The sequence below is a fragment of the Pseudomonas sp. PSPC3-2 genome (genome assembly GCF_049897085.1).
GTDB lineage: Bacteria > Pseudomonadota > Gammaproteobacteria > Pseudomonadales > Pseudomonadaceae > Aquipseudomonas > Aquipseudomonas paraveronii.
On the sequence record NZ_JAFCVO010000014.1, the window covers coordinates 40,895 to 59,891 of the forward strand.

21 protein-coding genes are annotated in these 18,997 nt (G+C 61.9%); 10 read left to right on the forward strand and 11 right to left on the reverse strand.

What is annotated here, in order from left to right; translation table 11 throughout:
* Positions 1-74 precede the first annotated feature (74 nt).
* Both ACP7CJ_RS21520 and ACP7CJ_RS21525 read left to right on the forward strand, forming a co-directional pair.
* A complete protein-coding gene (locus ACP7CJ_RS21520; RefSeq protein ID WP_276195630.1) occupies positions 75-365 on the forward strand; it encodes a DUF2782 domain-containing protein in 291 nt (96 codons plus the stop codon).
* Between the two features lie 56 nt (positions 366-421).
* On the forward strand, positions 422-1,375 hold the full coding sequence (locus tag ACP7CJ_RS21525) for a homoserine kinase (protein WP_426101951.1): 954 nt from the start codon (positions 422-424) through the stop codon (positions 1,373-1,375).
* A 109-nt stretch (positions 1,376-1,484) separates the two neighbouring features.
* Here ACP7CJ_RS21525 and ACP7CJ_RS21530 read toward each other — a convergent pair whose 3' ends face one another.
* Positions 1,485-2,414, reverse strand: a complete 930-nt coding sequence (locus tag ACP7CJ_RS21530) for a zinc ABC transporter substrate-binding protein (protein WP_253400291.1) — start codon at positions 2,412-2,414, stop codon at positions 1,485-1,487.
* Positions 2,415-2,472: 58 nt separating this feature from the next.
* Between ACP7CJ_RS21530 and zur the strand changes: the two genes are divergently transcribed.
* From zur to ACP7CJ_RS21550, 4 genes are read left to right on the forward strand one after another with little or no spacing between them, the layout of a single operon-like run.
* Positions 2,473-2,955, forward strand: a complete 483-nt coding sequence (gene zur / locus ACP7CJ_RS21535; RefSeq protein WP_247399200.1) for a zinc uptake transcriptional repressor Zur — start codon at positions 2,473-2,475, stop codon at positions 2,953-2,955.
* Entirely contained in the window at positions 2,955-3,740 is a 786-nt protein-coding gene (znuC, locus tag ACP7CJ_RS21540; protein WP_247399181.1) for a zinc ABC transporter ATP-binding protein ZnuC, read from the forward strand. Before zur ends, znuC begins: the two co-directional genes overlap by 1 nt.
* Positions 3,733-4,521: a zinc ABC transporter permease subunit ZnuB gene (gene znuB / locus ACP7CJ_RS21545; RefSeq protein ID WP_426101949.1), complete on the forward strand. Its 789-nt coding sequence runs from the start codon at positions 3,733-3,735 to the stop codon at positions 4,519-4,521. The genes znuC and znuB overlap by 8 nt, the downstream gene beginning before the upstream one ends.
* Positions 4,522-4,558: 37 nt before the next feature.
* A complete protein-coding gene (locus ACP7CJ_RS21550) occupies positions 4,559-5,278 on the forward strand; it encodes a PA5502 family lipoprotein (protein WP_426101947.1) in 720 nt (239 codons plus the stop codon).
* Between the two features lie 48 nt (positions 5,279-5,326).
* Here the strand turns inward: ACP7CJ_RS21550 and katE are convergent, their stop codons facing one another.
* Positions 5,327-7,489 (reverse strand): catalase HPII, encoded by a 2,163-nt coding sequence (katE, locus tag ACP7CJ_RS21555; RefSeq protein ID WP_426101945.1) that lies wholly within the window; start codon positions 7,487-7,489, stop codon positions 5,327-5,329.
* Positions 7,490-7,732: 243 nt separating this feature from the next.
* Here katE and ACP7CJ_RS21560 point away from each other — a divergent pair, with 243 nt between their 5' ends.
* From ACP7CJ_RS21560 to ACP7CJ_RS21570, 3 genes are read left to right on the forward strand one after another with little or no spacing between them, the layout of a single operon-like run.
* Positions 7,733-8,740 (forward strand): methionine ABC transporter ATP-binding protein, encoded by a 1,008-nt coding sequence (locus ACP7CJ_RS21560; protein WP_276195625.1) that lies wholly within the window; start codon positions 7,733-7,735, stop codon positions 8,738-8,740.
* Positions 8,740-9,414 carry a methionine ABC transporter permease gene (locus ACP7CJ_RS21565; RefSeq protein WP_247399170.1) on the forward strand — a complete coding sequence of 225 codons (675 nt, stop codon included), beginning with the start codon at positions 8,740-8,742 and terminating at the stop codon, positions 9,412-9,414. Before ACP7CJ_RS21560 ends, ACP7CJ_RS21565 begins: the two co-directional genes overlap by 1 nt.
* Before the next feature lie 51 nt (positions 9,415-9,465).
* Positions 9,466-10,239, forward strand: a complete 774-nt coding sequence (locus ACP7CJ_RS21570) for a MetQ/NlpA family ABC transporter substrate-binding protein (RefSeq protein WP_247399137.1) — start codon at positions 9,466-9,468, stop codon at positions 10,237-10,239.
* 82 nt (positions 10,240-10,321) lie between these two features.
* Here ACP7CJ_RS21570 and ACP7CJ_RS21575 read toward each other — a convergent pair whose 3' ends face one another.
* Genes ACP7CJ_RS21575 through ACP7CJ_RS21595 form a run of 5 tightly spaced genes read right to left on the reverse strand, consistent with a single transcriptional unit; the run spans position 10,322 to position 14,254 of the window.
* On the reverse strand, positions 10,322-10,957 hold the full coding sequence (locus tag ACP7CJ_RS21575; protein WP_247399134.1) for an SCO family protein: 636 nt from the start codon (positions 10,955-10,957) through the stop codon (positions 10,322-10,324).
* Positions 10,954-11,853, reverse strand: coding sequence for a heme o synthase (gene cyoE, locus ACP7CJ_RS21580; protein ID WP_426101943.1), 900 nt, complete (start codon positions 11,851-11,853; stop codon positions 10,954-10,956). The genes ACP7CJ_RS21575 and cyoE overlap by 4 nt, the downstream gene beginning before the upstream one ends.
* Positions 11,841-12,920, reverse strand: a complete 1,080-nt coding sequence (locus ACP7CJ_RS21585) for a COX15/CtaA family protein (protein WP_276195620.1) — start codon at positions 12,918-12,920, stop codon at positions 11,841-11,843. Before ACP7CJ_RS21585 ends, cyoE begins: the two co-directional genes overlap by 13 nt.
* A gap of 10 nt (positions 12,921-12,930) precedes the next feature.
* On the reverse strand, positions 12,931-13,524 hold the full coding sequence (locus ACP7CJ_RS21590) for a hypothetical protein (protein ID WP_276195619.1): 594 nt from the start codon (positions 13,522-13,524) through the stop codon (positions 12,931-12,933).
* The gene (locus ACP7CJ_RS21595; protein WP_276195618.1) at positions 13,490-14,254 is read right to left on the reverse strand and encodes an SURF1 family protein; all 765 of its coding nucleotides are present in this window, start codon (positions 14,252-14,254) and stop codon (positions 13,490-13,492) included. The genes ACP7CJ_RS21590 and ACP7CJ_RS21595 overlap by 35 nt, the downstream gene beginning before the upstream one ends.
* 33 nt (positions 14,255-14,287) lie before the next feature.
* Here ACP7CJ_RS21595 and ACP7CJ_RS21600 point away from each other — a divergent pair, with 33 nt between their 5' ends.
* Positions 14,288-14,491, forward strand: a complete 204-nt coding sequence (locus tag ACP7CJ_RS21600) for a twin transmembrane helix small protein (protein WP_017849009.1) — start codon at positions 14,288-14,290, stop codon at positions 14,489-14,491.
* A 6-nt stretch (positions 14,492-14,497) separates the two neighbouring features.
* Here the strand turns inward: ACP7CJ_RS21600 and ACP7CJ_RS21605 are convergent, their stop codons facing one another.
* The 4 genes from ACP7CJ_RS21605 to coxB all read right to left on the reverse strand — a co-directional run bounded on the left by ACP7CJ_RS21605 (position 14,498) and on the right by coxB (position 18,874).
* On the reverse strand, positions 14,498-15,385 hold the full coding sequence (locus ACP7CJ_RS21605; RefSeq protein ID WP_276195616.1) for a cytochrome c oxidase subunit 3: 888 nt from the start codon (positions 15,383-15,385) through the stop codon (positions 14,498-14,500).
* A 35-nt stretch (positions 15,386-15,420) separates the two neighbouring features.
* Positions 15,421-15,972, reverse strand: coding sequence for a cytochrome c oxidase assembly protein (locus ACP7CJ_RS21610; RefSeq protein WP_026140285.1), 552 nt, complete (start codon positions 15,970-15,972; stop codon positions 15,421-15,423).
* A 126-nt stretch (positions 15,973-16,098) separates the two neighbouring features.
* Positions 16,099-17,688 (reverse strand): cytochrome c oxidase subunit I, encoded by a 1,590-nt coding sequence (ctaD, locus tag ACP7CJ_RS21615; RefSeq protein WP_276195615.1) that lies wholly within the window; start codon positions 17,686-17,688, stop codon positions 16,099-16,101.
* Between the two features lie 58 nt (positions 17,689-17,746).
* Entirely contained in the window at positions 17,747-18,874 is a 1,128-nt protein-coding gene (coxB, locus tag ACP7CJ_RS21620; protein ID WP_276195614.1) for a cytochrome c oxidase subunit II, read from the reverse strand.
* Between the last annotated feature and the right edge of the window lie 123 nt (positions 18,875-18,997).

Below are 18,997 nucleotides of genomic sequence, written 5' to 3' on the forward strand. Positions count from 1 at the left end.
GAGCAGGATCAACCTTTTCGGCGGGTCAGGCGCTAGAATAGCCGGACCACAGACAACAAAGGGACAAGGTTATCATGCGCACATTCAATCGCCTGCTGTTGACCGGCTTGTTTGCACTCGCTCCGATGGCTGCCATGGCGGCAGACAGTGCGCCTTCGGGCGATCCGGAAGTTACCATTCGCACGGAAGGCGACAGGACCATTCAGGAATACCGCCAAAACGGTTTCCTGTACGCAATCAAGATAACGAAGAAAGGCTTCCCACCGTATTTCCTGGTGCGCGCGGACGGAACCGATGCAAACTTCATCCGCTCTGACCAGCCGGATATGCTGATCCCGTCATGGAAGATCTTCGAATGGAAATGATTTCTTAACTTTAATTGGCGCCACACACCGCGGCGCCCGTACTGGCAGTTTTAACCATGTCTGTGTTCACCCCCCTGGCTCGGCCCGAGCTGGAAACCTTTCTTGCCCCTTACGGGCTCGGCCGCCTGCTTGACTTCCAGGGGATTGCTGCGGGTAGCGAAAACACCAATTTCTTCATCAGCCTGGAACAGGGCGAGTTCGTCCTGACCCTGGTTGAACGCGGCCCGGTGCAGGAAATGCCGTTCTTCATCGAACTGCTCGACGTGCTCCACGACGCCGATTTGCCGGTGCCTTACGCCCTGCGCACCACCGACGGCGTGGCCCTGCGCGAATTGGCCGGCAAACCGGCGCTGCTGCAACCGCGCCTGGCCGGCAAGCACATCAAGGACGCCAACGCCCAGCACTGCGCCCAGGTCGGCGACCTGCTTGGCCACCTGCACCTGGCAACACAGGGTGACAAGGTGCTGGAGCGCAAGACCGATCGCGGGCTGGACTGGATGCTCAGCGAAGGCGCGCAGCTGATTTCGCACCTGGACGCAGCGCCGCAACGCCTGCTGCAGGACGCGCTGGATGAGATCGAGGCCCACAAGGCACAGATCCTCGCCCTGCCGCGCGCGAATATTCACGCCGACCTGTTTCGCGACAACGCGATGTTCGAAGGCACGCACCTGTCGGGCTTGATCGACTTCTACAACGCCTGCTCGGGCCCGATGCTGTACGACGTAGCGATCGCCCTGAATGACTGGTGCTCGGATGCCGACGGCGTGCTCGACGGCCAGCGCGCCCGAGCGCTGCTCGGCGCTTACGCCGGGTTGCGGCCGTTTACCGCGAAGGAAGCCGAGTTGTGGCCGACGATGTTGCGCGTGGCGTGCGTGCGGTTCTGGTTGTCACGCCTGATCGCGGCGGAGTCGTTTGCCGGGCAGGATGTGTTGATTCATGACCCGGCGGAGTTTGAGCATCGGCTGGCGCAGCGCCAGCAGGTCGCGATCCAGTTGCCGTTCGCGCTCTAAAATGTGCGAGGGAGCTTGCTCCCGATTACGGCGTACCCGTCGCCACATGCCGTGACTGACACCCCACATCGGCAGCAAGCCCCCTCGCACAGACGTTATGCCTGGTCTTTCAGAGCGACTCCAGGCACCCCGCCAAGTCATTGCCCAGCTTGTCCAGCACCTGCTCGTAACCCTGGGCGGTCGCCGGGGTGTAGCCACCCAGCGCATCCAGCTCCGCCAATTTCACCGGCAAACCGGCGACCAGCGTTTCTGCCAGGCGCGGACGCAGCGGCGGTTCACTGAACACACACGTCTTGCCGACTTCCTGCAAGCGCGTGCGCATCGCCGCCACATGCTGGGCGCCTGGCTGCACTTCGGCGGCCACGCTGAACACACCGGCGTGCTTGAGGCCGTAGGCGTCTTCGAAGTAATCAAAGGCTTCGTGGAACACAAAGTAGGGTTTGTCCTGGATGCCGGCCATCCGCGCTTTCAGGCGTGCGTCCAATGCATCCAGTCGGCCCAGGAACGCCTTCACGTTGTGCTGGTAACGCTCGGCATTGGCCGGGTCTGCGGCGCTGAGGTCAGCGCCCATGCGAGTGGCAATCACCCGAGCGTTGAGCGTCGACAACCACAAATGCGCATCCAGACTGCCCGGGCGATGATCGTGGTCATGTTCGTCGGCATCGTCGGCATGGGAATGGCTATCTTCGGCGAAACGGCGGAGTTTCATGCCCGGAAGATCCTGCACGGCCACCGTCGGCAGGCTGCGCCCCTTGAGGACGCGCGGCAGGAAGCCTTCCATGTCCGGTCCGATCCAATACAACAGATCCACCGACTGCACACGCCGCACGTCGGATGGGCGCAACGCATAGTTATGCGGCGACGCACCCGGCGGCAACAACACCTCGGGAACCGCCACCCCGTCCTGCACAGCGGCGGCAATCAACTGCAGCGGCTTGATGCTGGTCAGCACCTTGACCTGCGCCTGAGCGGCACCCGCGATGAACAAACTGGCGACAAATACGACAAAAACGGGAAAAAGTCGGGACACGATGACCACTCAATGGCGTAGGAACGGGTAACATAATAACGTCTCTATCAAATATCTGTCGCCGCTCATGCCTATAACACCGCTCGCCAGCCGTCCCCACGACCACTCTCACTGCGTGCATACCGCGCTGTCGGAGGCCGACACCCTGTGCGCACGGCAGGGTCTGCGCCTGACCGCCCTGCGCCGGCGCGTGCTGGAACTGGTCTGGCAGAGCCACAAACCGCTGGGCGCCTACGACATCCTCGGCGTGCTCAGCGAACAGGACGGTCGCCGCGCCGCGCCGCCCACCGTGTACCGCGCGCTGGATTTCCTGTTGGACAACGGCCTGGTCCACCGCATCGCTTCGCTCAATGCCTTCGTCGGCTGCAACCACCCGGAACACGCGCACCAGGGTCAGTTCCTGATCTGCCGCACGTGCCACGCCGCCATCGAGCTTGAGCAAAAAAGCATCAGCGACGCCATCATCCAGAGCGCCGCCGACGTCGGCTTCAAGGTTGAAGGGCAAACCGTCGAAGTCGTCGGGCTCTGCGCCGGTTGCCAGGGGGCTTGATGAGCAACGCGTTAATCCGCCTGGAACAGGTCGGGGTCACGTTCGCCGGGCAAAACGTGCTGGATAACATCCAGTTGAGCGTCGAACCGGGGCAGATCGTCACCCTGATCGGCCCCAATGGCGCTGGCAAGACCACCCTGGTGCGCGCCGTGCTCGGCTTGCTCAAGCCCGACACCGGCAGTGTGTGGCGCAAGCCCAAACTGCGTGTCGGCTATATGCCGCAAAAACTCTTCGTGGACCCGACGCTGCCCTTGTCTGTGCTGCGCTTCCTGCGCCTGGTGCCGGGCGTGGACCGCACCCGCGCGCAAGCCGCACTCAAGGAAGTCGGTGCCGAACAGGTCATCGACAGCCCGGTGCAAAGCATCTCCGGCGGTGAAATGCAGCGTGTATTACTGGCCCGCGCCCTGTTACGCGAACCGGAATTGCTGGTGCTCGACGAACCGGTGCAGGGTGTCGACGTCGCCGGCCAGGCCGAGCTGTACAGCTTGATCACCCGCCTGCGTGACCGCCTGGGCTGCGGTGTGCTGATGGTCTCCCACGACCTGCACCTGGTGATGAGCACCACCGATCAGGTGGTGTGCCTCAACCGCCACGTGTGCTGCTCTGGCCACCCGGAGCAAGTCAGCGGCGACCCGGCGTTCGTCGAGCTGTTCGGCAAGAACGCGCAGAGCCTGGCGATTTATCACCACCATCACGACCACGCCCATGACCTGCATGGCGCCGTGGTCGACGATCCCGCTACGCCCCACACTCACGTTCATGGAGATAGCTGCAAGCATGGCTGATTTTCTGCTCTACGCCCTGCTGGCAGGCTTGGCTCTGGCGCTGGTGGCGGGCCCGCTGGGCTCGTTCGTGGTCTGGCGGCGCATGGCCTATTTCGGCGACACCTTGTCCCACGCCGCACTGCTGGGCGTGGCCATGGGCTTCCTGCTGGATGTGAGCCCGGCCATCGCCGTGACGGTCGGCTGCCTGCTGCTGGCGGTGCTGCTGGTGACCCTGCAACAGCGCCAACCGCTGGCCTCCGACACGCTGCTGGGTATCCTGGCGCCCAGCACCCTGTCCCTGGGCCTGGTGGTGCTGAGCTTCATGCACGAAGTGCGCATCGACCTGATGGCCTACCTGTTCGGTGACCTGCTGGCGATCAGCCCCACTGACCTTGCGTGGATTCTCGGCGGCAGCGTCGCCGTGCTGGTGCTGCTAGTGACGCTGTGGCGCCCGCTGCTGGCAATCACCGTGCATGAAGAACTGGCCACGGTGGAAGGCTTGCCCGTGCCCGCCCTGCGCATGACCCTGATGTTGTTGATCGCCGTGGTGATCGCTGTCGCGATGAAGATTGTCGGCGTATTGTTGATCACGTCACTGCTGATCATTCCCGCAGCCGCCGCCCAGCGCCACGCCCGTTCGCCGGAGCAGATGGCGATCGGCGCCAGCGTGCTGGGGATGCTGGCCGTGTGTGGGGGCCTGGCGCTGTCCTGGTTCAAGGACACTCCGGCAGGGCCGTCGATTGTGGTCACGGCCGCCGCCCTCTTTCTGCTGAGTTTTGTCCTGCCCCGTCGAGGGGTGTAGACTTGCTCGCTTTTTGCGCAAATAGAGAGTCGCAGGAATGAAGCCGTTCACCTCCCGTTATCTGCTCCTTGCCGCATTTTCCCTGCTGCTGGGCGCCTGTCAAAGTACACCGCCCGCCGCCCCCGAGGCCCCGGACGCACGCGCTGTCGCCATCGCGCAACTGGAGCAAAACCTGGCCAGCAGCGAGCTGGCCACCGCCGAAGACCAACTGGCCGCGCTACAGGCCCAGTCGCCCAACGATCCGGCGCTGGTGGCTTATCAGCGCCAATTGGCCGAGGCCTATCTGCAACGCAGTCAGGTCGTGTTGCAAAAAGGTGATGTCAACGCCGCCGCCACCGCCCTCAGCCGGGCCCGTGCATTGATGCCCAAGGCCCCGGCGCTGACCGGTGGCGTCAACAGCGCCATCACCCATGCGCGCAAAGCCGAGCTGGACAAAGCCGAAGCCGCCCTCAAGGCCGCCGAAGCCCAGCCCGTCGCCAAGGTCATCGACCCGGCCGCACAGAGCACCACGGTGGCGCTGAACCTCACTGACATCGAAGAACTGCGCCATCAACTGGATGCCATCGCCACCGACGTGGTGAATTACCAGTGCGATGTGAGCATCCAGGCACCGCGCACCCAGGATTACCCATGGCTGGCGACCTTGCTGAGCAAACGGGTGAAGCGCATTGATGCGGGGTACGACCTGAAGATTCACCGGCAGATTCTGAAGAATATTCCGGCGCAGGTTGTGCTGATTCCGCGCAAGGCGGAATAAAGCCATCGGGGCTTGCCCCCGATGGCGGTCTAACCAACAGCAGATGACTTAAGCCGGAATCGCCTTGGCCTTCGGCTCACGCTCCCAGACCCGATGCCGGGCAATCGCTTCAAAGAACACCTTGAACGCCTTGGCATCCGATCCCACGACCAACCCCGCATCCGCTTCGAGCTTCAGCAGATCCAGCAATGGCTTCGCGTCACTGGCTACGGCAATCGCCTTCAAGTGCTTGTAGGCCTCCAGCAGGTAGTGCAACGCCACGCCATCCCCACTCAATGCCGTGATCGACGCCTTACCGCCAGGTACGAACACCGCATCGAACGCAATCGACGGCAAGCCCTCCATCGAGGCATCCACCGGCAGACTCTTACCCTCGAGCGTGGTGACCGGCGCCGAGGTCGGCCCCAGCAACTTGGCATGTGCGCCCTCGGCCTCCAGCGCCTTCTTCAACGCGGCAATCGCCACGCCATCCACACCGTTCGCCGCCAGAATCGCCACTTTGCGCGTTTTGATATCGCCGGACAGTAAATTCGCCTGGCTCAGCGCGGGAGAGCGCTCCGGTTGGGTTTTGCGCTCCGGTACCGTGCCTTTGGTCGGCACGGGCAGCCCGAGGTTTTGCGCCACGCGCTTGGCCAACTCCAGGTCAATGTTGGCGAGGATCTCGTTGACCTGACGCGCACGAATAAACTCACGCTCCACCTTGCCCAGTTCAAAACTGTAGGCCGCGATGATGTGTTCTTGCTCGTGCAGGCTCATGCTGCGGAAAAACAGGCGTGCCTGGGAAAAGTGATCGCCGAACGACTCACTGCGCTGGCGAATCTTGTGGGCGTCGACGCGCTCCGGATAGGACTCAAACCCGCCATCCTGCGCCGCTGGCGGGGTTTCCTTCGGCCAGCCGCCATCAATCGAGTTCGGCTCGTAAGACGCGCGCCCTTTATCGAGGGTGCTGCGGTGCATGGCATCGCGCTGGTTGTTATGCAGCGGTGTCACTGGCTGGTTGATCGGCAACTGATGAAAGTTCGGGCCACCCAGCCGGCTGATCTGCGTGTCGGTGTAGGAAAACAAACGGCCTTGCAGCAACGGGTCATTGGAGAAGTCGATCCCAGGCACGATATGCCCCGGGCAGAACGCGACCTGCTCGACTTCAGCGAAGAAGTTATCCGGGTTACGGTTCAGCACCATCTTGCCCAATGGGGTAATCGGCACCAACTCCTCGGGAATCAGCTTGGTGGGGTCGAGGATATCGAAGTCGAACGCGTGTTCCTTCGCTTCAGGAATCACCTGCACACCCAATTCCCATTCGGGGTAATCGCCGCCTTCAATCGACTCCCACAGATCGCGACGGTGATAGTCGGCATCTTTACCTGCGAGCTTTTGCGCTTCGTCCCACACCAGCGAGCAGGTGCCGACCGTAGGGCGCCAGTGAAATTTGACGAAGTTGGACTGCCCCTCGGCATTCACCAGGCGAAAGGTATGCACGCCGAAGCCCTGCATGCTGCGCAGGCTTTTCGGAATGGCCCGGTCAGACATGGCCCAAATCACCATGTGCGCCGATTCCGGCTGCAGCGAAACAAAATCCCAGAACGTATCGTGGGCCGAGCCGCCGGTAGGCGTTTCGTTGTGCGGCTCAGGTTTTACCGCATGCACGAAGTCGGGAAACTTGATCGCGTCCTGAATGAAAAATACCGGCATGTTGTTGCCCACCAGGTCGAAGTTGCCTTCATCGGTGAAGAACTTAACCGCAAAACCGCGCACGTCACGCACTGTATCGCCCGAACCACGCGGGCCCTGCACGGTGGAAAAACGCACGAACACCGGAGTTTTATGCCCTGGGTTGCGCAGGAAACCGGCCTTGGTCAGCGCCGAATGGTTCTCATAGGTCTGGAAATAGCCGTGGGCGCCGGTACCACGCGCATGCACGATGCGCTCCGGGATACGTTCATGGTCAAAGTGCGTGATTTTTTCACGCATGATGAAGTCTTCCAGCAGCGAGGGGCCACGGGCACCGACTTTCAAGGTGTTCTGGTTGTCGGAAATCTTCACGCCTTGGTTGGTACGCAGGGCCTGGCCGGTCGCGTCGGAACGGAACGCTTCCAGGGCCTGCAGCTTGGCGTTGGTGTTGCCACGGTCCAGGGTATCGGTGCCCGCAAGTTCACTCTTCGGCGGGGTGGCTGGCTTCTTGGTACTCATCAGACAAAACTCCTTATTCAAAGTGGCCAGAGCGGTCCCCGGCTCGTTTGAGCAAACCCCAGGCACGGCACCTGGGAAATCGAGTTGCTTAAGTAGTGACTGACACGAATTTGCACCGTTCCTTTTTTATGACCTTTGATCGCGTTATTGCCAAATCGCTGGTTGAAAGCGAAATAAATGCTAAGAAACGCTATACGGACAGGCTAAAATGCGCGCCCGGCTAACCGCTGATCCCTTTTCCATGCGCCCCACAAGGTTCGCTACGTGATCGAGTTTCATAACGTCCATAAAACCTACCGCGTCGCCGGTAAGGAAATCCCCGCGCTGCACCCCACCAGCCTGCGCGTCGAGAACGGCCAGGTGTTTGGTCTGATTGGCCACTCCGGCGCGGGAAAAAGTACCCTGCTGCGCCTGATCAATCGTCTCGAGCAACCCAGCGGCGGCCAGATCCACGTCGATGGTGAAGAAGTCACTGCCCTGGATGCCAACGGCCTGCGTCGTTTCCGCCAGCAGGTCGGGATGATTTTCCAGCACTTCAACCTGCTGGCCTCCAAGACCGTCGCCGACAACGTGGCGCTGCCACTGACCCTGGCCGGCGAATTGTCGCGCAAGGCCATCGACCAGCGCGTCGCCGAACTGCTGGCGCGCGTCGGTCTGTCGGACCACGCCAAGAAGTACCCGGCGCAACTGTCCGGCGGCCAGAAGCAGCGCGTCGGCATTGCCCGCGCCCTGGCGACCAAACCGAAAATCCTGCTGTGCGACGAAGCCACCAGCGCCCTCGACCCGCAGACCACCGCCTCGGTGCTGCAACTGCTGGCCGAGATCAACCGCGAGTTGAAACTCACCATCGTGCTGATCACCCACGAAATGGACGTGATCCGCCGCGTATGCGACCAGGTGGCGGTGATGGACGCCGGTGTGATCGTCGAGCAAGGCTCGGTGGCCGATGTGTTCCTGCACCCCAAGCACCCGACCACCAAGCGCTTTGTCCAGGAAGCCGATCAGGTCGACGAAAGCGAGCAGCGCGATGACTTCGCCCACGTACCGGGCCGCATCGTGCGCCTGACGTTCCAGGGCGAAGCGACCTACGCGCCGTTACTGGGCACCGTCGCCCGTGAAACGGGGGTGGACTACAGCATCCTCGCCGGGCGTATCGACCGCATCAAAGACACCCCCTACGGGCAACTGACCCTCGCCGTCACCGGCGGCGACATGGAAGCAGCCTTTGCCCGCTTCACCGCCGCCGACGTCCACATGGAGGTGCTGCGCTAATGGAAGTGCTGTTGAGTTTCTTCGCCAATATCGACTGGTCAGAAATCTGGCTCGCCACCGGCGATACCATGACCATGCTGTTCGGTTCGCTATTCTTCACCGTGCTGCTCGGCTTGCCCTTGGGCGTGCTGCTGTTTCTGTGCAGCCCGCGCCAGTTGTTCGAGCAAAAAGGCCTGTACGCGTTGCTGTCGCTGATTGTGAACATCCTGCGCTCGCTGCCGTTCATCATCCTGTTGATCGTGATGATCCCGTTCACCGTGCTGATCACCGGCACCTCGCTGGGGGTGGCCGGTGCGATTCCGCCGCTGGTCGTGGGGGCTACGCCGTTTTTTGCGCGCCTGGTGGAAACCGCGCTGCGTGAAGTAGACCGCGGCATCATCGAAGCCACCCAGTCCATGGGCGCCAGCACGCGCCAGATCATCACCCATGCGTTGTTGCCTGAGGCCCGTCCCGGCATTTTCGCGGCGATTACGGTGACGGCTATTACACTCGTGTCCTACACGGCCATGGCCGGTGTCGTCGGTGCCGGTGGCCTGGGTGACCTGGCGATCCGTTTCGGCTACCAGCGCTTCCAGACCGATGTGATGGTGGTCACCGTGGTGATGCTGTTGATCCTGGTGCAAATTCTGCAAACCGTCGGCGACAAGCTGGTGGTGCATTTTTCTCGAAAATAACGGCTATTGCCGGCCACACGCCGATAGATACCCGAACAAGGAGCTTGTTGAATGAAAAAACTACTGGTTGCTTTCGCCGCCGTTGCCGCGTTTTCCGCCCACGCCGCCGAGACCCTTACCGTCGCCGCGTCGCCGGTACCCCACGCGGAAATTCTGGAGTTCGTTAAACCTGTGCTCGCCAAAGAAGGCGTGGACTTGCAGGTCAAAGTCTTCACCGACTACGTACAGCCCAACGTACAAGTGGCTGAAAAGCGCCTGGACGCCAACTTCTTCCAGCACCAGCCGTACCTGGATGAGTTCAACAAAGCCAAGGGCACGCACCTGGTGAGCGTCGGCGCGGTCCACCTGGAACCCCTGGGCGCTTACTCCAGCAAGTACAAGACCCTGGCCGACCTGCCTGAAGGCGCCAACGTCGTGATCCCGAACGACGCCACCAACGGCGGCCGTGCGCTGTTGCTGCTGGCCAAGCACGACCTGATCACCCTGAAGGACCCGACCAACATCCTGTCGACCATCAAGGACATCACCGCCAACCCGAAAAAACTCAAGTTCCGCGAACTGGAAGCCGCCACCTTGCCGCGCGTGCTGACTCAGGTCGACCTGGCGCTGATCAACACCAACTACGCGCTGGAAGCCAAGCTGGACCCGTCCAAGGACGCCCTGGTCATCGAAGGCAGCGACTCGCCTTACGTGAACATCCTGGTGACCCGCGAAGACAACAAAGATTCGGACGCCGTGAAGAAGCTGGTTGCAGCCCTGCACACGCCTGAAGTGAAGAAGTTCATCGAAGAGAAGTACAAAGGCGCGATCAAGCCGGCGTTCTGATCCGACTCGATCTCCAACACACCGCAGATCAAACAATGTAGGAGGGGGATTGCCCCCTCCCATCTGTGTTTTGTGTTGCCTGTTACTTACGCTGCAACAGCCCCGGCAACTGCACCACCAGCTTCTGGTTGTTCAACGGCGCACGAATGAAACCACGCTGCGTACCGTCCGGGCCAATCAGCGCAAGGTTGCCACTGTGGTCGACCGTGTAGTTCGGTTTGGTCGTGTCCGCCGGAATGAACGGGATGCTTACCGCGTTCGACACCTTCTGCACATCGTCCACATTCGCACCGGTCAGGCCTTGGAATTGCGGGTCGAAATAGCCCAGGTACTGCTTGAGCTGAGTCGGCGTGTCGCGGTTCGGGTCGACGCTGACCAGGATCACCTGCAACTTATCCATAGCCTCTTTGGGCAACTCGCTCTTGATCTGACGCAGTTGGGCGAGGGTGGTGGGGCAGATGTCCGGGCAAAAGGTGTAGCCGAAGAACAGCAGGCTCCACTTGCCTTTCAACTCATTGACCAGCACTGGCTGGCCGTCCTGGTTGGTCATGGTCACCGGCGGCAATTGGCGGCTTTGCGGCAGCAGGATGATGCCGGCATCGATCAAGGCGGTCGGGTCGCCCTGGCCCTTGCCCGAGAGCACTTTATTGACGGTCAGGCCCATGATCAACGCGACAATGGCCACCAGAATGAAGACAGTTTTTTGAGTTCGAGTCATAGGTTCAACAGTAAGTAGTGGTCTACGAGCAGGGCGATAAACAGCAGGAACAAGTACCAGATAGAGTACTTGAAGGTGTTGATCGCCGCGTGCGGCTGAGCGCCACGGTACAGCACCCAGGCCCATTGCAGAAAGCGCCCGCCCAGCAGCAGCGCACATCCAAGGTAGAGCGGGCCGCTCATATGGATGACGTAGGGCATCAGGCTCACCGCCAGCAGGGCGCAGGTGTAGAGCAGGATATGCACCTTGGTGTAGTGCTCGCCATGGGTGACCGGCAGCATCGGAATATCGGCCTTGGCGTATTCCTCCTTGCGGTGAATGGCCAGGGCCCAGAAGTGCGGCGGGGTCCAGGCGAAGATGATCAGCACCAGCAACAGCGGCTCGGCGCTGACATGCCCGGTAACCGCAACCCACCCCAACAGCGGCGGTGCCGCGCCGGCCAGGCCGCCGATGACGATGTTCTGCGGCGTCGCACGCTTGAGAAAGCCGGTGTAAATCACCGCGTAGCCGAGCAACGAGGCCAGCGTCAGCCAGGCCGCCAGTGGGTTAGTGAACGCCAGCAGCAGCGCCAACCCTGCAACAGCCAGAAACAATGCAAAGGCCAGCGCAGCCACGGGCGACACACGCCCTTGCGCGATCGGCCGCTTTTGCGTGCGCGCCATCAGCGTATCGATGCGCCGATCCACGACGTGGTTGACCACCGCCGCGCCACCGGCACACAGGGCAATCCCCAGGTTGCCGAAAATCAGCACCGCCCACGGCACCCCGGCGCGAGTGGCGAGGAACATGCCCACCAGCGAGGTGATGAGCATCAGCACCACCACTTTCGGCTTGGTCAGCTCCAGGTAATCACGCCAGATCGCCTGGCCGTGACGCGCGCCGATCAAGGTCGCCATGGCATCTCTCCTTTAAGGGTGATGAGGCCCGATACGTGTTTGCGCGGGCTGAAGCGCCAGCCGAACGGCAACTGGCGGCGCACCCGAACCAGGCTGGTGCGGGCGTGGTAATTGACCAGTACCAGGGTCAGCAACAAGGCTGCACCACCGGCGTTGTGACCGACCGCAACCGGCAATGGCAGATGGAAATACACGTTGCTCAAGCCCAGGCAGATTTGTGCCGCCAGGGCGATCAGCAGCAAGCCTGCGAGCCGGGTCATGCCCACGGCGCGCAGTTGCCAGGCCAGGCCCAGTAACACCAGGGTGACCAGCAGCGCGCCGACGCGGTGGGTCAGGTGGATGGCCGTGCGTGCATCGCTGTCGAGCTGGCCACCGAGGTAATTGGGGCCGATGTGCTGGGTCAGGTGAAAGCCATTGGCAAAGTCCGCCGCCGGCCACCACTGGCCATGACAGGTGGGCAAATCGATACAGGCCACCGCCGCGTAGTTGGAGCTCACCCAGCCGCCCAGCGCAATCTGCCCGATCACCAGCACCAACCCCGCCGTCGCCCAATATTGCAGGCGCTTGGGCACGATCAACGCAGGCAACACGCCGGACAGACGCAACGTCAGCAGAAACAACAGGCTCAAGGTCGCAAAGCCGCCCAACAGATGCCCCGTCACCACTTGCGGCCAGAGCTTGAGCGTCACCGTCCACATGCCGAACGCCGCCTGGGCGAACACCACCGCCAACAGGAACAGCGGCAACTTCACCGGCTGGCCGGGGTCGCGCCGATGCCGCCAGGAGCGCGCCGCCAACAGCACGATCAGCAGGCCCAGGGTGCCGGCAAAGTAACGATGGACCATCTCGCTCCAACCCTTGCCGGCCTCCACCGGCGTGTCCGGAAAATGCAGCTCGGCATGGGCCAGTTGGGCTTCGCTTTGCGGCACGCTGATAAAGCCGTAGCACCCCGGCCAATCCGGACAACCAAGGCCGGCGTGGGTCAGGCGCGTGTAGGCGCCGAGCAACACGACGATCAGCGCCAGCAAGGTGGCAAACAGCGCGAGGCGAAATCCAGGTTTGGCCATGACAATGCCCTTATCCGATGTTCGACAGTTTCAGCAGTTGGCGCAGGTCGTTGAGCAAGTCCTTGCCCTTGACCGTCGTGTCGTAGCGCAGCACCAGGTTGCCGTGGGGATCGACGATCCACAGTTGCGCCTCGCCCGGTGCGGCGGCAGCTTTGCCGAAGGTCGTCAGGTCCAGCGGGTAGCGTTGCAATTGCGGGTATTCGGCCTTGAGCTTGGCGTCGTAATCGGCGCCGATCGGCAGCGCGCTGGCCAGGGCGTGACTGGCGCGAGAGGCATCACGCCCGAGGCCGATCTGCAGTTGCCGCGCCAGGTACACCAGTTGCCGGCACTCGGCGGCGCAGGCGCTGGGCGCAGTGACCAGCAACTGCCAGCGCTGTTCGTCGGCCTGCACGCCGATGTCGGCGCGGGTCTGGCCGTTGCCGATCAGTTCACCGTGGTAGCTGCGACTGTCCGGCACCCAGAACTGCAGCTTGTACATAAAGGTGGCGAGCGCCATCGGGCCGATCACCATCAGCAGGATCAGGATCAGTTGCCAGCGGCCCTTGCGCCGGTCGGGCGTCGCTGGCGCATCAGACATGTTGAGTGGATTCATGGCCGCTCCCATGGTGCTTCTCCTTTGCGTTGTGCCATCCGAGGTAGAGGTAAAGGCTCAGCAGCGCCAGCGCCATGGCGAACCATTGCACCGCATAGGCCAGGTGTTTTTCCGGGCCCATGGCGACGATGGGCCAGGTGGTTTCATACGTACCGGGGCCGGCTTCGGCGCGCAGCTCGTAGACAAAACCGCTGCGGCCCAACTCGGCCCACAACGCGGCGGGATGCAGCGCGGTGAGCAGGCGCGGCCATTGTGCGGTCGCAGGGTCAGCATGCAGCTGGAAGGTTTCGCCGGGCGCGACGTACACCCAGGCGTCAAGATTCACCGGCTGCTCCGGCGTGCTGAAGACCGGCGGCGCACGCCGATCCGGCCAGGGCAACCAGCCGCGATTGAGCAACAGCCACAGGCCGCTGGCCTGGTCGTGGAACGGTTGCAGCAGCTCGACGCCGGCCTTGCCATTACGCATGCGGTTGTCGAGCAACACACTGTGCTCACCGTCGAATTGGCCGCGCAGATGCACGCGACGGAAGGCCGGATCAGCCATGCCGCCGAGTTGCGCACTGCCTACCGGCTCAGCGGCGCGGCGCTCGGCATAGCTGTCCACCATCAACTGTTTTTCATGGCCGCGTGACAGTTGCCAGAAGCCCAGGCCCACCATCAGTGGCAGCAACACGAGCACCACCAACGTCGGCGCTATACCGGGGCGAAAGCGCTGGATAGCACTGGCTATACTGAATTTCATCGCCCCTCCCTCTGTAAGCCCTGGAGCCAGACCATGCTCAAAGCCGCCATTGCCCTGATGCTGATCGCGACCGTCGCAAGCCTGTTCAGCGGCTTGTTCTTTTTGGTCAAGGACGAGGGCCACTCCAACCGCCTCGTCACGGCCTTGACCGTGCGTGTCGTACTGGCCGTGATCACCGTGGCGTTGATCGCCTGGGGCTTTTTCAGCGGCCAGTTGGTGTCGCATGCGCCTTGGTAACGCGCCTCACAGCACATAAACGAAGAAAAACAGCCCGATCCAAACCACATCTACAAAGTGCCAATACCAACTGGCGGCTTCGAAGCCGAACTGATGCTCGGCATTGAAGTGCCCGCGCAGGATGCGCATCAGCATCACGAACAGAATGATGGTGCCGATGGTCACGTGGGCACCGTGAAAACCCGTGAGCATGAAGAAAGTCGCGCCGTACACGCCGGAGCCCAGGGTCAGGCCCAGCTCTTTGTAGGCGTGGATGTATTCCTCGGCCTGGAACCCGAGAAAGCACAGGCCCAGCAGCACCGTGAGCGCCAGCCAGATTTTCAGCGCGCCACGATGGCCTTTGCGCAGGGCATGGTGGGCGATGGTGATGGTCACGCTGGAACTCACCAGCAGGATGGTGTTGACCAGCGGCAGGCCCCACGGGCTGATAGTGCCTTCCGGCGCGGGAAACAGCTTGGGGTCAGGGTTGTTGAGCAGCGGCCAGGCAAACTCGAAATTCGGCCACAGCATATGCGCGACGCCTTTGGAGCCTTCGCCCGCCAACCACGGTGCCGACATATGCCGTACATAAAACAGCGCGCCGAAGAACGCGATAAAGAACATCACTTCGGAAAAGATGAACCACGTCATGCCCCAGCGAAACGAGCGGTCCATCTGCGCGCTGTACAACCCTGCGCGGCTTTCCTTGATCACCGCGCCGAACCAGCCGAACAGCATGTAGGCCAGCAGCAAGCCGCCGACGAAAAAGATCCACGGCCCGTGGGACTCCGGGCGGGCGGCCTTCAGGTCGTTGAACCACACGGCCAGGCCATACACGGTGACCAGCAGGCCAACCGTCGCAATTATCGGCCATTTGCTTTGCGCTGGTACGTAGTACGTATCATGAGTCGACATGTATTCGCTCTCCTGATTGAGCGGGCAAACAGTAGCTAGCCGCCGCTATGGACAGCCACGGGCGGTTGGCGCGCGGTGATATCAAACAGCGTGTACGCCAGGGTCAAATGCTTCACATCCTTGGGCATGTCGCGATCGACAATGAAGCGCACCGGCATTTCGATGCGCTCACCGGGTTGCAGCACTTGCTGGGTAAAGCAAAAACACTCGGTCTTGTGGAAGTACATTGCCGCTTCGGCCGGGGAAATGCTCGGGATCGCCTGGGCAGTCATCGGCTTGTCGCTGGGGTTGTAGGCCACGAAGAGCATCTCGTTGACCGCGCCCGGGTTGACCACGATCTCATCGGCCTTGGAATGGAACTCCCAGACCATGTCGATGGCATTGGTGGACAGGAATTGCACCCGCACCTGGCGCGACGGATCGACGATCTGCTCGCCTTCATATTGCCCGGCCGTCTTGCCGTTGATGCCGAACGCCTTGCACATCACGTCGTAGATCGGCACGAGGGCAAAGCCGAAGGCGAACATCGCCAACACCAGGATCAGCAGGCGGGTGACCAGGCGCTTGAGCGGCACGGAGTCAGCCATGGCGATCACCCGACGGTGTGGGAGGGGGCTTGCTCCCGATGGCGGCCTTACAGCCAATGAAGGTGTCGACTGACACACCGCTATCGGGAGCAAGCGCCCTCACACAGGGGATTTGTGCAAACCGGTTCATTTGATCTCCGGGGGCGTGGTGAAGGTGTGATACGGCGCGGGCGAGGGCACGCTCCACTCCAGGCCTTCGGCCCCGTCCCATGGCTTGGCCGGCGCTGGCGGGCCGCCGCGGATGCACTTGATCACGATAAACAGGAAGAATATCTGCGTGGCGCCGAACATGAAGGCGCCGATGGACGAGACCATGTTGAAGTCGGCGAACTGCAGGTTGTAATCCGGCACCCGGCGCGGCATGCCGGCCAGCCCGACGAAGTGCATCGGGAAGAACGCCATGTTCATGCCCACGAAAGACAGCCAGAAGTGCAGCTTGCCCAGGGTTTCGTCGTACATGTGGCCGGTCCATTTCGGCAGCCAGTAGTAGGCCGAAGCGAAGATGCCGAAGATCGCGCCAGGCACCAGTACGTAATGGAAGTGCGCCACCACGAAATAGGTGTCGTGGTACTGGAAGTCCGCCGGAGCGATGGCCAGCATCAAGCCGGAAAAACCACCGATGGTGAACAGGATCACGAACGCCACCGCGAACAGCATCGGCGTCTCGAACGTCAGCGAGCCTTGCCACATGGTGCTGACCCAGTTGAACACCTTCACCCCCGTCGGTACGGCAATCAGCAGGGTGGCGTACATGAAGAACAGCTCGCCCACCAGCGGAATGCCGACCACGAACATGTGGTGCGCCCACACGATGAACGACAGGAACGCGATGCTCGCCGTGGCGTAGACCATCGAGGTGTAGCCGAACAGCGGCTTGCGCGAAAAGGTCGGGATGATCGAACTGACGGCGCCGAAGGCCGGCAGGATCATGATGTACACCTCGGGATGGCCGAAGAACCAGAACACATGCTGGAACAGCACCGGGTCACCGCCGCCGGCCGCACTGAAGAAGCTGGTGCCGAAGTGGATGTCCATCAACATCATGGTCACGCAACCGGCCAGCACCGGCATCACCGCGATCAGCAGGAAGGCGGTGATCAGCCAGGTCCATACGAACAGCGGCATTTTCATCAGGGTCATGCCCGGTGCGCGCAGGTTGAGGATGGTGGCGACCACGTTGATCGCGCCCATGATCGAACTGATACCCATCAGGTGGATGGCGAAGATGAAGAAGGTCACGCTTTCCGGGGCGTAGGTGGTGGAGAGCGGGGCGTAGAAGGTCCAGCCGAAATTCGGCCCGCCGCCCGGGGTGAACAGGGTCGAGACCAGCAACAGGAACGCCGCCGGCAGCAGCCAGAAGCTGAAGTTGTTCATGCGCGGCAGGGCCATGTCTGGCGCGCCGATCATCAGCGGGATCATCCAGTTGGCCAGGCCGACGAACGCCGGCATCACCGCGCCAAACACCATGATCAAGCCGTGCATGGTGGTCATCTGGTTGAAGAACGCCGGCTCGACGATCTGCAGGCCGGGCTGGAACAGCTCGGCGCGGATCACCATGGCGAACGAACCGCCGAGCAGGAACATGGTGAAGGCAAACCACAGGTACATCGTGCCGATGTCTTTGTGGTTGGTGGTCAGCACCCAGCGCATCAAACCTTTGGCGGGGCCGTGGGCATGGTCACTGGCGTGGCCATGGTCATCGATCACAGCGCTCATGGCCGTTCTCCTGCAAACGAGTGGGCGGGGCGGTTCAGGGCGCAGCCAATGAAGGTTGTCATTTGCTTTGCGCCTGTTTCAGAGCCAGCACGTCTTTGGGCGTGACCATGTCGCCTTTGTTGTTGCCCCAGGCGTTGCGCTCGTAGGTCACCACTGCGGCGATATCCACTTCCGAGAGCTGCTTGCCGAAAGCCGCCATGGCGGTCCCCGGTTTGCCGAAGTAGACGCGGTGCAGGTGGTCTTCCTTGGTGCCGGTGGCGATCGGCGAGCCCTTGAGCGCCGGGAACATCGGCGGCAAGCCCTGGCCTTCGGCCTGGTGACAGGCCACGCAGGTGGTGTGGTAGACCTTGTCGCCACGGGCCACCAGCTCTTCGCGCGTCCACTCTTTGGAGGTCAGCTCCTTGAGCTTGGCGGCCTCGGCCTTGCGCTCGCCGAGCCAGGTGTCGTAATCGGCCTTGGACTTGACCTCGACCACGATAGGCATGAAGCCGTGGTCCTTGCCGCACAGTTCGGCGCACTGGCCCCGGTAGATGCCGGGCTTCTCGACACGGGTCCAGGCCTCGTTTATGAAACCGGGGATCGCGTCGCGCTTGACCGCAAAGGCCGGCACCCACCAGGAGTGGATCACGTCCGCAGCGGTCACCAAAAAACGCACCTTGGCGCCCACCGGCAACACCAGCGGTTGGTCGACTTCCAGCAGGTAATGTTCGCCCTTGGTGGCCTGGTTATGGATTTGCTCGGCAGGCGTGGCCAGGTTGCTGAAGAACTCCACATCCTGGCCGAGGTATTTGTAATGCCACTTCCACTGATAGCCGGTGATCTGGATATCGATATCCGATTCCGTGCTGTCGTAGATGTTGATCAGGGTCTTGGTCGCCGGGATGGCCATGGCCACCAGGATCAGCAAGGGCACTACGGTCCAGAGGATTTCCACGGTGGTGCTTTCGTGGAACTTGGCTGCCACCTGGCCCGTAGACCGGCGGTGAAGGATCATCGACCAGAACATCGCGCCAAATACGACAATGCCGATCACCACACAGATCCAGAAAATGGTCATGTGCAGGTCGAACACAGCGTGACTGACTTCTGTCGCCCCTGGCGCCATATTCGTTGTCCAGGCGGCATGCGCCTGACCGAATACTGACCACAACAGGAGGCCCATCCAAACATGTGGATGTCGCGTCATTGCGGGTTCCCCTTATCGTTCTTGTTATCCCGCCGGTTTGCACCTGCGGCGAAGGGCGCGGCTTCCATACTGCTTACAACCGCTTAGCCTCACCTGCTTATGCAGTCTGGCGTCATCAGCTAA

What these genes read in the sequence shown, in the direction of transcription:
- ACP7CJ_RS21520 (WP_276195630.1), top strand. Translation starts at nt 75, where the DNA reads ATGCGCACATTCAATCGCCTGCTGTTGACCGGCTTGTTTGCACTCGCT.
- ACP7CJ_RS21525 (WP_426101951.1), top strand. Translation starts at nt 422, where the DNA reads ATGTCTGTGTTCACCCCCCTGGCTCGGCCCGAGCTGGAAACCTTTCTT.
- zur (WP_247399200.1), top strand. Translation starts at nt 2,473, where the DNA reads ATGCCTATAACACCGCTCGCCAGCCGTCCCCACGACCACTCTCACTGC.
- znuC (WP_247399181.1), top strand. Translation starts at nt 2,955, where the DNA reads ATGAGCAACGCGTTAATCCGCCTGGAACAGGTCGGGGTCACGTTCGCC.
- znuB (WP_426101949.1), top strand. Translation starts at nt 3,733, where the DNA reads ATGGCTGATTTTCTGCTCTACGCCCTGCTGGCAGGCTTGGCTCTGGCG.
- ACP7CJ_RS21550 (WP_426101947.1), top strand. Translation starts at nt 4,559, where the DNA reads ATGAAGCCGTTCACCTCCCGTTATCTGCTCCTTGCCGCATTTTCCCTG.
- ACP7CJ_RS21565 (WP_247399170.1), top strand. Translation starts at nt 8,740, where the DNA reads ATGGAAGTGCTGTTGAGTTTCTTCGCCAATATCGACTGGTCAGAAATC.
- ACP7CJ_RS21570 (WP_247399137.1), top strand. Translation starts at nt 9,466, where the DNA reads ATGAAAAAACTACTGGTTGCTTTCGCCGCCGTTGCCGCGTTTTCCGCC.
- ACP7CJ_RS21575 (WP_247399134.1), bottom strand. Translation starts at nt 10,957, where the DNA reads ATGACTCGAACTCAAAAAACTGTCTTCATTCTGGTGGCCATTGTCGCG.
- cyoE (WP_426101943.1), bottom strand. Translation starts at nt 11,853, where the DNA reads ATGGCGACCTTGATCGGCGCGCGTCACGGCCAGGCGATCTGGCGTGAT.
- ACP7CJ_RS21585 (WP_276195620.1), bottom strand. Translation starts at nt 12,920, where the DNA reads ATGGCCAAACCTGGATTTCGCCTCGCGCTGTTTGCCACCTTGCTGGCG.
- ACP7CJ_RS21590 (WP_276195619.1), bottom strand. Translation starts at nt 13,524, where the DNA reads ATGGGAGCGGCCATGAATCCACTCAACATGTCTGATGCGCCAGCGACG.
- ACP7CJ_RS21595 (WP_276195618.1), bottom strand. Translation starts at nt 14,254, where the DNA reads ATGAAATTCAGTATAGCCAGTGCTATCCAGCGCTTTCGCCCCGGTATA.
- ACP7CJ_RS21600 (WP_017849009.1), top strand. Translation starts at nt 14,288, where the DNA reads ATGCTCAAAGCCGCCATTGCCCTGATGCTGATCGCGACCGTCGCAAGC.
- ACP7CJ_RS21605 (WP_276195616.1), bottom strand. Translation starts at nt 15,385, where the DNA reads ATGTCGACTCATGATACGTACTACGTACCAGCGCAAAGCAAATGGCCG.
- ACP7CJ_RS21610 (WP_026140285.1), bottom strand. Translation starts at nt 15,972, where the DNA reads ATGGCTGACTCCGTGCCGCTCAAGCGCCTGGTCACCCGCCTGCTGATC.
- ctaD (WP_276195615.1), bottom strand. Translation starts at nt 17,688, where the DNA reads ATGAGCGCTGTGATCGATGACCATGGCCACGCCAGTGACCATGCCCAC.
- coxB (WP_276195614.1), bottom strand. Translation starts at nt 18,874, where the DNA reads ATGACGCGACATCCACATGTTTGGATGGGCCTCCTGTTGTGGTCAGTA.